Here is a 14,433-nt window from a genome sequence, read left to right on the forward strand (position 1 = left end):
ATACATCCACTATCAGGCGCGCTTGGCGCGACGTTCAGCAATAAATGCCACCAGGAAGAGAGCGCCAATCAGGTCGAAGAAACCCATGGCAATAAAGAGCGGGTTAAAGCCGATTTTGTCGGCGGTAACACCAATCAAAAGGGAGAACAGGAAGCTGGCGATCCACGCCGCCGAGCCGCGCATGCCGTTGACGGTTGCCATCTGTCCCTTATCAAATGACTCCACCACCAGGGCGCTCAACATGCAGGAGATGATCTGATGCCCGAAACCGCCGATGGAGATCAGCACGATGGTGATATAGGGGTCGCGGGTAATAGCCACGATGCCTAAGGAGATCATCAGAAACGCGCCGGTCACCGAGCTTGCCACCACCGAGTTAACGCGGGAGCAGCCGAACAGGCGGGTATAGAGACGGGTCAGGTAGCCGCTCGCCACGCTGCCGAGATCGGCGGCCAGGAACGGCAGCCAGGCAAACATCGCGATCTGCTTCAGATCCATGCCGTGCTCTTTGGCGAGATACAGCGGCACCCAGAAGCTCAGCACCGCCCAGGCCGGTTCCGCCATAAAGGCCGGAATGGCGATACCGTAAAAGCGCTTGTTTTTCGACACGGTTTTCAGCGCGGTGAGGAAGGGCAGTTTGACCGCAGGCGGCTCGTTATCCTGCTTGATAAAGGCCAGCTCATCCTTGCTCAGGTTCGGGTGCTGCTCCGGGTTGTGGTAGAACGCCCACCAGAGGATCACCCACAGCAGCGCCAGCACGCCGGTAAACATAAACGCGCCCTGCCAGCCAAAGGAGGCGTGGGCAAAGTAGATGATAGGCGGAGCCAGCATCGCGCCGATGGAGAAGCCCACGCCCGCCCAACCGGCGGCCACGGGACGTTCCGATTTCGGGAACCACTCGCCGATGGTTTTGGCGTTCGCCGGAGTGGCGGCCGCTTCAGAGGCACCCATAAAGAAGCGCAGGATCGCCAGATGCAGCCAGCTTCCGGCGCCCGCATGGAAGATACACATCAGCGCCCAGATCCCGGCACAGACCATAAAGCCAATCTTCAGGCCGATGACGTCAATCAGCCAGCCGCACAGAGGCTGGAAAATGGTGTAGGCAATCTGGAACGCGCCAACGATCCAGGAGTATTGCTCGGTGGTGATCCCGAGACTCTCTTTGAGTTCAGGCGCGAGAATACCCAACGAATTTCGGGTGATGTAGTTAACGGTCACGCCCATTAAGAACAGCACCAGCACGTACCAGCGCAGGTTTTTAATGACGCGACGGGTTTTGCTGGTCGCAACGGTGTTATTGATGCCCTGACTCATTTTACTCTCCACAAGACGGACGGTAGGGGGACGGAGGTTCAGGTGTCACACAGATTTTTTATCTCTTTGATTGTTATCAGTTTTAATGCTTAGTTTGGTATATAACTAGTATGGAAGTTGTGTGACAGGTTCACCTTAAGAGAGAAATCAGGCGGGCAAAAGCGCATTTTGTGCAACTTTTCTCATAATCGGCGTTCATTATTTGGCATTCTGGCTCTAATCCCAGTAACCATCTGTTAACTACGCTATGAAAATTTTTTCATTTCGCAAATGGAGCCAGATCACAAAATGGATAAAAGGCTAAGAATCGCTGAAATTGCCCGCCGGACCGAACTCTCTGTCAGCACCGTTTCCCGGGTGCTGGCGGGGAAGGCGAACACCAGTGAAAAGGCGCGTACCCGGGTGCTGGACGCCGCGCGGGAGCTGGGCGTGCTGGACGGGATGGCGGCGGGGCGTCTGCTGCTCAACAGCCTCGTGGTCTTTGCGCCCCAGCGCGCTTTTGACGAGCGGTCCGACATCTTTTATTACCGGGTGATCCAGAGCGTGAGTAAGGGCCTTGCCTCGCATGACGTGCGTCTTCGCTACTGCGCCCTCGAAGAGAATGACAGCGACGCGCAGCTGTTTCTTGCGCGCATGAACGAGCCGGACACCCAGGCCGCTATCCTGCTGGGTATCGACGATCCGCATATCCACGATCTGGCCATCGATCTGGGTAAACCCTGCATGCTGATTAACTGCCGCGACCGGCATATGCGCCTCCCTGCGGTCACGCCCGATCACCGCGCCATCGGCGAACGCGCGGCGGAATACCTCTTTGAGATGGGGCACCGCGAAGTGATGAACGTGCTGTGCCTGCGCCGCTATACCATGGAGCTGCGTCTGGCGGGGATCCGTGACGCCTGGCAGTCGCACAACCTGAAGTTTAACGACAAACGCGATCTGCTGGTGGCCCCGAGCTTCAGCGCCCGCGAAACCGAACAGCTGGTCAGCCACTGGCTCAGTGAACGCCAGGGAAAAGACCTGCCCACGGCATTTTTAGTCGGCGGGGATTTTATGGCGGCGGGGACCATCAACGCCTTACAAAAGCAGGGATTGCGCGTCCCTCAGGATGTGTCGGTGATGAGCATTGACGGCTTTAATCTGGCGGCGATTCAGGATGTGCCGTTAACGGCGGTGCATGTTCCCCGCGATGAACTGGGAACCGAAGCGGTGCATATGCTCCAGCAACGGCTGATGCGCCCGGACGCGCCGGTGGGGACGCTGCTGCTGAACGGCACGCTGACCGTGCGGGAGTCGGTACGGCGGATACGTCAGGGGAAAAGACGCACCGCCGTCGAACGGGAAGGGTTATACGACAGTTAAGCCATACCCAGCGCGCGCTTGCCGTGAATGTTCAGATCATCAACAGTGAAGCGCGACTGCCAGTCAGACTCATAATCCTCGCGCGGGAAATCGCCCGGCGAGGCGCCGGTTTCCAGCGCCGCTTTCACCTTCTTCGCGTAGGCGAGGTTTTTCTCGCACATCGGCGCCGCCGGAATGTACATCACGTTGCCCCAGCCCTGCTGGTCTTCAACCGGGGCCACCGAGTGGATCACATCGCAGTGCCACCACACGGAATCACCCGCTTCCAGCGCCGGAATGCTGGTCAGGGCTTCAATTAACAGCGGATGCCACTTCTCGGAAATCGGCAGCACGCGCCCCGGGGCCACGCCGCAGAGTTCATCTTCCGGCACATCGTCCAGCAGCGGACGCAGCAGAATGTAAGCCATCGCTTCCGGGATCGGCACCACGTGCAGCAGCCCCTGATTTGGGATCATGTCGGAGAGCGCCGTCCAGCCCTGGAAGGTGCGGAACACCGAGCATTTGGTAGTGTTGTCCACGGTGTACTCTTCCACTTCGGTGCGATGGGCAGCATCCCAGGGATCGTACCTGTCGATATTGCCGTCGAAGACGCGGGCGAAGACCTGCTGATAGGCCGGGAGCAGCCAGCGCTCCAGCGCGCCGGAGTCGGTGTGCGCCCCGAGGCCTTTAGAGGTAGTTCCCGGCGGACGGCGGCGAATGCGATCCGGGTAGATCACGCTCACGTCCGGGTTGAACCACTGCTTGCCGTTGCTCTCGAAAGTCCATAAACGGTTCAGGAACGACTGCACCTGGGCCATCTCTTCGCTCTGACGGGCTTCCATCTGGGCGTGTGAGCAGTAGATCGGGTAGATCTCCGGACGGGAGGCGGTGAGGGAGCCAAAGAAGTTATCCCCCGGGCCTTTGTAGACGTCATCAAAACGGTTGAGATCCAGATAGTCGAGCATCGCGTTATCCCACGCCAGCGCCTTCTCGCGCGGGAAATGACCTTTGATCACCGCACAGCCCCGGCGTTTGACCGCCTCGCGCTGTTCCGGGCTGATGTTACCGCTCTGCACGTCCGCAAAGGGGATCACCGGCCATACAGGATCGCCATTGCGCTTCAGGGTGTTAATTTCCGCCACGCGGCTGGCGATCCTGGCGCTCAGGCGATCGAATACGCCCTGCACGTCGCCAATCTGCGCCCGCAGCTCACGTTTCATCTGGCGGATGGCCGCTTTGTGGTCGGAAGGCAAGGTTTCACTGGTAAAGGTTAAGGTCATAACAGCCTCGCTATCTTTCATTCGAAAGTAAAAGTGATTACAAGTGATACTTTAGGTTAAAAATAAGTTAAAGCAAGTTAAATAACTTGATGAAGTGCACAACACGGAGAGAAAGAAGGGGAGAGCGCCGGAGATGACTCCGGCGGGGAAATTAGTTGCTGAAGGGCGGGGTATTGTCGAGGACGGCCTGAATCACGTTCAGCACGCCCTGATGGTTGTTGTCATCGGCCTGATAGCGGGTGATGGCTTTGATGCTTTCGCCCGCGTTACCCATGGCGAAGGAGTAGTTCACAAACTTCAGCATTTCGGCGTCGTTACCGCTGTCGCCAATCGCCACGCACTCCTGCGGGGAGATGTGCCAGCGCTTCAGCAGGCGGCTCAGGCCGCTGGCTTTATGCAGGCCGGGGATAATCAGATCGACAAAGCCAAAGCCGCTGGTCACCGGCTTCATAATGCCGTCGAGGGAGACGTGCAGAGCGTCGATCAGGTTTGGAATATCGCTGTCCGGCAGGTTCAGGGAGAACTTGAACAGCACGTCGTCGATGTCGCGATAGTCGCTGATGCGCTGCAGGCGGTGATAGTGTTTTGACATCAGCGCGATGAAGTCCTCTGGTGCCTTATCGCTGACGTAAGCACTTTCCAGCCCGCAGGCAACGAAGTTCAGGGAGGTATCCTTCAGCAGCTCGCCGATGACAATCTGCGACTCGTGCTTTGTCAGTTCACCGTGGAAAATCTGCTCGCCGTGATCGAACACCAGCGCGCCGTTTTCCGCCACGAAAGAGATCTGCGATTTCAGTTCCGGGAAGAAGGAGATGAGCTGGTAATACTGGTTGCCGCTGGCGACAACGAACTCAATATTACGGGCCTGAAGTTGCTGGAACTGCGCCTGAAAGCGGTCACGATCGTACTGCTTGGCGTCATCAAGAAAAGTTCCGTCCATATCGGTGACGATAACTTTAACGGTCATACATTGAGCTCCTGAATCACTGCGTTCGAAACATTCTAATAACAAGGTGACGTGGAGCACAAATTTAATTTTCGAATGAAAGTCAGAAAGCCGGGTGGCGGAGGTAAATGCAAAACGGCAACCTGGGTTGCCGTTTTTGATGTTTGCACCCTCTCCCCTTGGGAGAGGGCCGGGGTGAGGGCAACAGCGCGCGCTATTCCCCCTCACCCTAACCCTCACCCTCAAGGGAGAGGGGATCTCATTACAACGTATGCTCAGTACGCGCAATAATATCGTCCTGCGCATCCGGTGACAGGGCGGTGAAGAACGCCGAGTAACCCGCCACGCGCACTACCAGATCGCGATACTGGTCCGGGTGTTTCTTCGCTTCCAGCAGCGTTTCGCGGGAGACGATGTTGTACTGGATGTGCCAGCCTTTATGCACCTCAAAGAAGGTACGCAGCAGCACCATCAGCTTCTGACGGTCGCTGTCGTTATCCAGCGTCGCCGGGTTGAGCTTCTGGTTCAGCAGCACGCCACCGAGGATCGCTTCGGTCGGCAGTTTTCCGACAGAGCCGATCACCGCCGTTGGCCCCAGATGGTCAGTACCGGAGGACGGGCTTGCCCCTTCGGCCAGCGGGGTATGCGCTTTACGCCCGTCCGGCGTTGCCATGGTGGCCGCACCAAACGGCACGTTGGCGGAGATGGACGAAGTCCCGGCGTAGTAGTTGCCGCCAATCGGGCCACGGCCATAGCGTGGGTTGTGGTACTGCTTCAGCTCTTCGATGTAGGTCTGATACGCCCGGGCCAGCAGCAGATCCACGCTGTCATCGTCGTTACCGTACTTTGGTGCGCCGTTAATCAGACGCTGGCGCAGCTGTTCGTGGGTCAGCCCCTCGTAGTCATCCGCCAGGGCCGCCGCCAGCTGCTGCTGACCAATCGCACCCTGTTCAAAGACCAGTTTCTTCACTGCCGCCAGGCTGTTGCCGAGGTTGGCGATCCCCACCTGCAGGCCGGAGACCCAGTCGTACTTCGCGCCGCCCTGCTTGATGCTCTTCGCGCGCTCGATGCAGTCATCCACCAGCGCCGAGCAGAGAATGTCGTGGACGTTCTCTTCCAGCATGGTGTCCACCACGTACTCAATCTCGATGGATTTGCGGGTGTAATACTTAATCTGGCGATCCCAGGCGGCCATCACTTCGTCGAAGTTGTTGAAGTTACCGGCAGAGAGCGCTTTAACCTGCGGCAGGAATACTTTGCCGCTGGTGGCGTCGCGACCGCCTTCCATCGCTGCCAGCATCACGCGGGCGAAGTTGATAAAGCTCATCCCGGTGCAGCGGTAGCCCCACTTGCCGCCGACCGCGGTTTCGATACAGCCGATGGCGGCGTAGTCGTAGGCGTCGGCTTTTTCGATGCCGAGCTTGATGAACTCAGGGATAACGATCTCATCGTTGTTGAAGGCCGGCATCCCGAAGCCGCAGCGGATCACCTGCACGCAGGCGTCGAGGAAGTCGTTGCTCATGCCCGCGTGATAGCGCACGCTCAGGTTCGGCTGGGTGGAGCGCAGACGGCCGCAGGATTCGAGGATTGCGTAGGAGAGCGGGTTCACCGCGTCCATTGCCACGTCGTTCACCAGGATCTGCCCGCCGATGGTGACGTTCTGATACAGCGGGCTGCCCGCCGAGGCTTTGGAGTGCGAGCCGGAGCGGATCTTGTTTACTTCCAGCAGCTTCAGCCAGCAGCTGTGCAGCAGCTCGATGGCGTGCTCGCGATCCAGAGACTGGTTCAGCTCCACGTCGCGGCGGTAGTACGGATAGAGATACTGGTCCATGCGGGCGAAGGAGACGGAGTGGCCGTTGGACTCAATCTGCAGGATCAGCTGGATGAAGTAGCACAGCTGTAATGCCTGCCAGAAGGTTTTTGGCGGTTCGTGGGCTATGACATCGCAGTTTTCCGCCATCGCCAGCAGCTCGTCGCGGCGGCTAACGCGGGTTTCGGTGGCGGCCATCTCACGCGCCAGGTCGGCAAAGCGCTCGATATGCAGGCTCACCGCTTCCAGCACGATATCGATCGCTTTCAGGAACTGGTCGCCGTGCAGGTCTTCCAGGCAGGTAAGGTTGATGCGCGAGCGGCGCTCGTCCACCTTGTGGCGCAGGCCGTCGAGCCCTTTTTCCAGCACTAACGGGAAGTTTACCGCCAGGTGCGCGTCGCCGGAGGTCATGTTGCCTTCGGCTTTGATAATCCCGGTTTCCAGCAGGCCTTTCTGCTCGTCGGTGAACATGCCGTAGCAGCGATCCTGCACCGTCTGGCCGCGCCACCACGGGCAGATCTCATGCAGAACGCGTTTGTTCTCTTCGCTGACTGCAAAGCCCGCACCCGGACGGTCGGCCAGATCGTCGATCTCTTTTTCAATCCACGAGACGGTGTATTCCGGGAAGATCGGCGCGGCGCGCACTTCGCTTGCCTGGTTGCCGATAATCAGCTCGTCATGTTTGATCCAGATAGTGCGCTGCGCCAGGTGATGGGCCAGCGCCAGCGCGCGGCGAACCGGGATCGGCTTGTCCATGTGCTGCTGGTACATCTCGGTGTAGTGCTGGGCGCGTTCGGTACAGACCGGAGGCTTAACAATATGGACCAGGGCAGTTTTATGCGCCTTAATGCGATCGCTCAGGGTAGTAAGATTCAGCTGTGTCATAACATTATCCTCGTAAGGTCGCGGTTAACCCTTTCTGGGCGGCGTACTGCCGGGCAAAGTCCAGTAAAGCAGGATTATCGAGCGGTTTATCAGGGGCAGAGTAGGGTTGGCCGAGCAGTGTGTACTTGTTCATGCCCAGCGTGTGGTATGGCAAAAAATGGATGTCGCGGACGTTCAGTTCGTCGGCGGCAAAATTGGTAATGGCGGTAATCGACGCTTCATCGGCGTTAAAGCCCTGGATCAGCGGCACGCGAATGGTGAGCTGTTTTCCGGCGGCGGCCAGGCGCTTGAGATTCTCCAGCACGCGTTTTGCCGAGCCGTCGGTCCACTGCTTAAAGACCGCGCCGTCGACGTGTTTCAGGTCGGCGAGAAACAGGTCGATGTAGGGTAACGACGGTTCGATATAGTGCCACGGCACGTGCAGGCAGGTTTCCACGGCGGTGTGGATCCCCTGCTCATGGCTGGCCTGGAACAGCTGGCGCGCCATGTCCGGGTTCATAAAGGGTTCGCCTCCGGAGAGGGTGATGCCGCCGCCGCTGCGATCGTAGAAAGGCTTATCGCGCAGGACGGTCGCCATGATCTCCTCCACCTGCTTATCTTCGCCGCAGACGGTGAGGGCCTGGGTCGGGCAGCAGTCGGTGAGGGCATCAAGGTGGGTATCGTCGAGTTTTTCGCGGTGGATCACCAGGCCATTCAGCGTGCGGTCGATCACCGCAGGCGCCACCTGCTGACAGAGGTTGCACCCCTCCAGGCACAGGCGAGCGTCGAACAGCAGATCCCGGGAACGTTCGCGGCTTTCCGGATTCTGACACCAGCGGCAGCCCAGGGAGCAGCCCTTCATAAAGACCACGGTACGAATTCCCGGGCCGTCGTGTGTCGAATAACGCTGAATGTTGAAGATCATAATGTCGCCTCTTGTTGCGTATGAAGATTAAATTACTTTCGAATGAAAGTTATCTTGACGCAAATCAACTCAGAAGCAGGTTTTGCCGTGGTAGGGTTACGGCATAGTCATTTTTGAGGATCTCATCATGGAACTGTATCTCGACACATCCGACGTTATTGCCGTTAAAAAGCTGGCCCGCGTGTTTCCGCTCGCAGGCGTCACCACTAACCCAAGCATCGTCGCCGCAGGCAAAACGCCGCTCGACGTTCTACTGCCTCAGCTGCAGGAGGCGATGGGCGGCCAGGGCCGTCTGTTTGCTCAGGTAATGGCCACCACCGCAGAAGGTATGGTGGAAGACGCGCTCAAGCTGCGTACTATCGTCGCCGATCTGGTAGTAAAAGTGCCGGTAACGGCAGAAGGACTGGCGGCTATTAAGATGCTGAAAGCGCAGGGCGTACCGACCCTGGGGACTGCGGTCTACAGCGCGGCGCAGGGGATGATGGCGGCGCTGGCGGGGGCTGAATATGTCGCGCCTTATGTGAACCGGGTGGATGCCCAGGGCGGGGACGGTATTCAGACCGTGGCGGAATTACAGCAGCTGCTGACGCTCCACGTGCCGCAGTCAAAAGTGCTGGCAGCGAGCTTCAAAACCCCGCGACAGGCGCTGGACTGCCTGCTGGCAGGCTGCGAGTCCATCACCCTGCCGCTGGACGTTGCCCAGCAGTTGATCGCCTCTCCGGCGGTGGATGCAGCGATTGCGAAGTTTGAGCAGGACTGGCAGAACGCCTTTGGACGGACGTCGATCTAGTGGTATCGCCGGGCGGCGCTGCGCTTGCCCGGCCTACAAAAGCTGATTCGTGCGCGCTGATTCGTGCATGCTGATTCCCTCACCCCGGCCCTCTCCCAAAGGGAGAGGGAGCAAACACTAAAACGGCAACCTTTGGGTTGCCGTTTGCGTTAACCTCCGCACACCTCACACCCCGGATTACGCATCAGCTTCATCTCGCGGAACTGGCAGGTCATCGCGTCGTACATCACGATTTTCCCCGCCGCTGGCGTGCCGTAATGGGTCAGCACTTTGATGGCCTCCATCGCCTGCATCGAACCGATCACCCCCACCAGCGGAGCCATCACCCCCGCTTCCACACAGGTCAGGGCATTCTCGCCAAACAGACGGCTCAGGCAGCGGTAGCAGGGTGCGCCCTCGGCATAGGTAAAGACGCTGATTTGTCCTTCCATACGGATAGCCGCCCCGGAGACCAGCGGCGTTTTATGGGCAAAACAGCCCGCGTTGAGCTGATTGCGAATGGTGACGTTATCCGTGCAGTCGAGAACCAGATCGTGACGGGCAATCTGATCAGACAGCGCAGGCTCATCCAGCAGGGCATCGAGCAGGGTGAACTGCACGTTGGGGTTGATGCGCGACAGCGACGCCCGGGCCGAGACCACTTTGGGCTCGCCGAGGGTGGCATCGCTGTGCAGCGTCTGGCGTTGCAGGTTGGAGAGCGACACGGTGTCGAAATCAAGCAGCGTCATGCGCCCGACGCCAGCGGCGGCCAGATACTGCGCAGCGGCGCAGCCCAGTCCGCCGAGGCCGACCACCAGCACGTTCGCGGCCTTTAACGCCTCCTGACCGTCGAAATCAAAGCCGCGCAGCACAATCTGGCGATTGTAGCGCAGCATCTCGTTGTCGCTCAGTTCCATGCTCAGCCTCCGAACAGGGCGTTAAACGGCTCAACCTCAACCCATTCACCCGCTTCCACGTTGCCGCGCTCGCGCTCCAGCACGATAAAGCAGTTGCCCTGGCTGAAGGAGCTGAAAATATGCGAACCCTGATGACCGGTGGTGCGCACCTCCAGCTCGCCGTCGGCGTTACGCGTCAGAATGCCGCGCTGGAAGTCGAGACGACCCGGTGATTTTTTCAGTCGGGTGGCGGCGCGAACGCGCTGGCGGGCAGGCAGGCTTTGCGCCCGGTTGCCGGAGAGCTTCGCCAGCAGCGGCTGCACCAGCTGATAGAAGGTGAGCGCCGCAGAGACCGGGTTGCCCGGCAGGCCGCAGAACCAGCTGTTCGGCAGCGTGCCAAAGGCGAAGGGTTTGCCCGGCTTGATCGCCAGCTTCCAGAAGCCGATCTCGCCCAGCTCGTCGAGGATAGTTTTGGTGTAATCCGCTTCGCCCACCGATACACCGCCGGAGCTCAGCACCACGTCGGCCACGCGATCCGCTTCAATGAAGGCGGCGCGCAACTGCTCTGGATCGTCAGGAATAATGCCGAGGTTGATCACCTCGCAGCCCAGCTGCTCCAGCATCAGATGCACCGCCAGGCGGTTAGTATCGTAGATCTGCCCCTCGGCCAGCGGCAGGCCCGGCAGTTGAAGCTCGTCCCCGGTAGAGAACACCGCCACGCGCACCTGGCGCACCACGGCAATCTCCGGGATACCTAGCGAGGCCAGTACCGGCAGCTCGGCGACGGACAGCTTCGTGCCCGCCGGGAAGACGGTTGCGCCCAGGGTAATGTCTTCCCCGCTGCGACGGATATTCTGCCCCGGCTTAACGCTGGCGGTAAAACGCACGCCGTCGTCGGTCTGCTCGGTCTCTTCCTGCATCACCACCGCATCGCAGCCCGGCGGCACCGGCGCGCCGGTCATAATGCGGATGCAGCTTCCGGCAGGCCATTCACCCTGGAAAGGCTGACCGGCAAAGGCTTTACCCGCTACCGGCAGCGCAGTGCCCGCCGCCAGATCCGCCAGACGCACGGCGTAGCCATCCATCGCTGAGTTATCAAAGCCCGGCACGTTCAGGGGCGAAACGATGTCGGCGGCGGTCACGCGGCCAAAACAGCGCAGCAGCGGCAGGGTTTCCTGCTCTGACAGCGGAGAAATTCGATTGAGCATCTGGGTGAGTGCCGTCTCAAGCGGCATCAGTCCGGCGGTAAAATCCATGGGTCACTCCAGCGGGAGAATAACGAAGGCGGCCATTATGGCAGAAAAGTGCCGTTAACTGTATGACACCATGGGCTTACCCTTTACATCACAGTGTCGTCTTTCTATATTCAAAAATTATATGAATCATAAGCCACGATAATGATATTTATAAAAAAAGCGGCAACTATCGGCCCAAAGGTGAAGTGAATGGGGAATGCAGTCATCGCAATCCACGGCGGCGCCGGGGCAATTACCCGGGCGCAGCTCAGTCAGGAGCAGGAGAAGCGCTACATCGAGGCGCTCTCGTCGATTGTGGAAACCGGCCAGCGAATGCTGGAGGCGGGCGAGAGCGCGCTGGATGTGGTCACCGAGGCGGTGCGCCTGCTGGAGGAATGTCCGCTGTTTAACGCCGGGATTGGCTCGGTGTTTACCCGAGACGAAACCCACGAGCTGGACGCCTGCGTGATGGACGGCATTACCCTGAAGGCGGGTGCCGTGGCCGGGGTCAGCCATCTGCGCAACCCGGTGCTGGCCGCCCGTCTGGTGATGGAGCAGAGCCCGCACGTGCTGCTGGTGGGCGAGGGGGCCGAGAAATTCGCCTTCGAACAGGGCATGGAGGCGGTTTCGCCAGAAATCTTTTCCACGCCCGAGCGCTATCAGCAGCTGCTGGCAGCGCGCAGTGCGGGGGAAACCCGGCTCGATCATGCCGCCCCGCTGGATGAGTCCACCAAAACGGGCACCGTCGGTGCCGTGGCGCTGGATAAGGCGGGGAATCTGGCCGCCGCCACCTCCACCGGCGGAATGACCAACAAACTGCCCGGTCGGGTGGGCGACAGCCCGTTGCCCGGCGCGGGCTGCTATGCCAATAACGCCAGCGTGGCGGTCTCCTGCACCGGCACCGGGGAAGTGTTTATTCGCACCCTGGCCGCGTATGACATCGCCGCGCTGATGGATTACGGCGGCTTAAGCCTGGCCGAAGCCTGCGAGCGGGTGGTGATGGAAAAACTCCCGGCGCTCGAAGGCAGCGGCGGGCTGATTGCCGTCGATCGCGAGGGTAACGTGGCATTACCCTTTAACAGTGAAGGCATGTACCGTGCCTGGGGATACGCAGGCGATACGCCGAGCACCGGAATTTACCGTGAATAAGGGGAAGAGGGATGCCGCACAGCGATGAACTGGACAGTCAGCAGGTGCTGGCGGTGCACAACCTTAACGTCGCCTTTCCCGACGAGCGGCAGACGATCCCGGCGGTAAAACAGCTCTCTTTTTCGCTCAAACGCGGTGAAACCCTGGCGATTGTCGGCGAATCCGGCTCCGGTAAATCGGTCACCGCGCTGTCGTTGATGCGCCTGATTGAACAGTCCGGCGGGCTGGTCGAGTGCGACCGCCTGCTGCTGCGCCGTCGCAACGGCCAGGTAAGCGATCTCACCACCCTGAGTTCATCCCAGATGCGCAGCGTGCGCGGTGCCGACATCGCCATGATTTTCCAGGAGCCGATGACCTCCCTCAACCCGGTCTTCCCGGTGGGAGAGCAGATCGCCGAGTCGATTCGCCTGCATCAGGGGCTGAGCCGTGAGAATGCCCTGATTGAAGCCCGGCGGATGCTGGAACAGGTACGCATTCCTGAGGCGGACACCATTCTGTCGCGCTATCCGCACCAGCTCTCCGGCGGCATGCGCCAGCGGGTGATGATCGCCATGGCGCTCTCCTGTCGCCCGGCGGTGCTGATTGCCGATGAACCCACCACCGCGCTGGACGTCACCGTTCAGGCGCAGATCCTGCAGCTGATTAAAGTGTTGCAGGAGGAGATGGAGATGGGGGTGATCTTTATCACCCACGACATGGGCGTGGTGGCGGACATCGCCGACCGGGTGCTGGTGATGTACCAGGGCGAGGCGGTGGAAACCGGCACCGTGGAGCAGATTTTCCACGCCCCTGAGCACCCTTACACAAAAGCGCTGCTGGCGGCGGTACCGCGCCTGGGGGCGATGAACGGCAGCGATCTGCCGCGGCGTTTTCCGCTGATCTCCCTGGCCGAGCCCGGCCATCAGGAGGCCGAAACCGAGCAGGATACCGTGGTGCCCGGCGAGCCCATCCTGCAGGTGCGCGACCTGGTGACCCGCTTCCCGCTGCGCGGCGGCCTGTTGAACCGCGTTAAGCGCGAAGTCCACGCGGTGGAGAACGTCAGCTTCGATTTATGGCCGGGCGAAACGCTGTCGCTGGTGGGTGAATCCGGCAGCGGGAAATCGACCACCGGACGGGCGCTGCTGCGGCTGGTGGAGTCCCAGGAGGGCACCATCACCTTTAACGGGGAACGCATCGACACCCTGCCCGCCGGGAAACTGCAACACCTGCGGCGGGACATTCAGTTTATTTTCCAGGATCCCTATGCCTCCCTCGATCCCCGCCAGACCGTCGGCTATTCGATTATGGAGCCGCTGCGGGTGCATAACCTGCTGGACGGGGAAGCCGCCCAGCGGCGGGTGGCGTGGCTGCTGGAGCGCGTGGGGCTGAAGCCGGAACACGCCTGGCGCTATCCCCATGAATTTTCCGGCGGCCAGCGGCAGCGGATCTGTATTGCCCGCGCCCTGGCGCTGAACCCGAAGGTGGTGATTGCCGATGAGTCCGTCTCGGCGCTGGACGTCTCCATCCGGGCGCAGATCATCAACCTGCTGCTCGATTTGCAGCGGGAGATGGGCATCGCGTTTCTGTTTATTTCGCACGATATGGCGGTGGTGGAGCGCATCAGCCACCGCGTGGCGGTGATGTATCTCGGCCAGATTGTCGAGATAGGCCCGCGTCGGGCGGTATTTGAAAACCCGCAGCATCCCTACACCCGCAAGCTGATGGCGGCGGTGCCGGTGGCCGATCCGGCGCATCGTCAGGCCCGGCGGGTGCTGTTGCAGGATGAACTACCGGGCAACATCCGCAAGCGAGGGGAATTCACCGAGCGCGTGGAGTTGCGGGAGGTGAGCCCCGGCCATTTCGTTGCGCCGCCGCGGCAGGACAATGCTTTTTCGCGTTTATAACTCAGACAGCAGGGAACAACA

The 14,433-nt window shown here is 60.1% G+C and carries 11 protein-coding genes; 4 read left to right on the forward strand and 7 right to left on the reverse strand.

Features of this window, described 5'->3' with window-relative positions:
* Positions 1-12: 12 nt before the first annotated feature.
* Positions 13-1,314 (reverse strand): MFS transporter, encoded by a 1,302-nt coding sequence (locus FHN83_RS18845; protein ID WP_138369526.1) that lies wholly within the window; start codon positions 1,312-1,314, stop codon positions 13-15.
* A gap of 288 nt (positions 1,315-1,602) precedes the next feature.
* On the opposite strand from FHN83_RS18845, the gene FHN83_RS18850 reads away from it, so the two are divergent.
* Entirely contained in the window at positions 1,603-2,676 is a 1,074-nt protein-coding gene (locus tag FHN83_RS18850; protein ID WP_139564606.1) for a LacI family DNA-binding transcriptional regulator, read from the forward strand.
* Here FHN83_RS18850 and FHN83_RS18855 read toward each other — a convergent pair.
* The 4 genes from FHN83_RS18855 to FHN83_RS18870 form a co-directional block, all read right to left on the reverse strand.
* A complete protein-coding gene (locus FHN83_RS18855) occupies positions 2,673-3,935 on the reverse strand; it encodes a DUF1479 domain-containing protein (protein ID WP_139564607.1) in 1,263 nt (420 codons plus the stop codon). The genes FHN83_RS18850 and FHN83_RS18855 overlap by 4 nt on opposite strands.
* A 151-nt stretch (positions 3,936-4,086) precedes the next feature.
* Entirely contained in the window at positions 4,087-4,902 is an 816-nt protein-coding gene (locus tag FHN83_RS18860; RefSeq protein ID WP_139564608.1) for a Cof-type HAD-IIB family hydrolase, read from the reverse strand.
* Between the two features lie 241 nt (positions 4,903-5,143).
* Positions 5,144-7,576 (reverse strand): formate C-acetyltransferase/glycerol dehydratase family glycyl radical enzyme, encoded by a 2,433-nt coding sequence (locus tag FHN83_RS18865; protein WP_139564609.1) that lies wholly within the window; start codon positions 7,574-7,576, stop codon positions 5,144-5,146.
* Between the two features lie 4 nt (positions 7,577-7,580).
* Positions 7,581-8,480, reverse strand: a complete 900-nt coding sequence (locus tag FHN83_RS18870; protein WP_139564610.1) for a glycyl-radical enzyme activating protein — start codon at positions 8,478-8,480, stop codon at positions 7,581-7,583.
* Between the two features lie 127 nt (positions 8,481-8,607).
* Here FHN83_RS18870 and fsa point away from each other — a divergent pair, with 127 nt between their 5' ends.
* Entirely contained in the window at positions 8,608-9,270 is a 663-nt protein-coding gene (gene fsa / locus FHN83_RS18875) for a fructose-6-phosphate aldolase (RefSeq protein ID WP_139564611.1), read from the forward strand.
* A gap of 149 nt (positions 9,271-9,419) precedes the next feature.
* Here fsa and moeB read toward each other — a convergent pair whose 3' ends face one another.
* Together moeB and moeA are read right to left on the reverse strand one after the other, a co-directional pair.
* Positions 9,420-10,172 carry a molybdopterin-synthase adenylyltransferase MoeB gene (moeB, locus tag FHN83_RS18880; RefSeq protein WP_139564612.1) on the reverse strand — a complete coding sequence of 251 codons (753 nt, stop codon included), beginning with the start codon at positions 10,170-10,172 and terminating at the stop codon, positions 9,420-9,422.
* Positions 10,169-11,401, reverse strand: coding sequence for a molybdopterin molybdotransferase MoeA (moeA, locus tag FHN83_RS18885; protein WP_139564613.1), 1,233 nt, complete (start codon positions 11,399-11,401; stop codon positions 10,169-10,171). The genes moeB and moeA overlap by 4 nt, the downstream gene beginning before the upstream one ends.
* Before the next feature lie 189 nt (positions 11,402-11,590).
* On the opposite strand from moeA, the gene iaaA reads away from it, so the two are divergent.
* Both iaaA and gsiA read left to right on the forward strand, forming a co-directional pair.
* Positions 11,591-12,529 carry a beta-aspartyl-peptidase gene (gene iaaA, locus FHN83_RS18890; protein ID WP_039032687.1) on the forward strand — a complete coding sequence of 313 codons (939 nt, stop codon included), beginning with the start codon at positions 11,591-11,593 and terminating at the stop codon, positions 12,527-12,529.
* 11 nt (positions 12,530-12,540) lie between these two features.
* Positions 12,541-14,412 carry a glutathione ABC transporter ATP-binding protein GsiA gene (gsiA, locus tag FHN83_RS18895; RefSeq protein ID WP_139564614.1) on the forward strand — a complete coding sequence of 624 codons (1,872 nt, stop codon included), beginning with the start codon at positions 12,541-12,543 and terminating at the stop codon, positions 14,410-14,412.
* Positions 14,413-14,433 lie beyond the last annotated feature (21 nt).

Source organism: Leclercia adecarboxylata (assembly GCF_006171285.1).
Classification (GTDB): Bacteria; Pseudomonadota; Gammaproteobacteria; order Enterobacterales; family Enterobacteriaceae; genus Enterobacter; species Enterobacter barmai.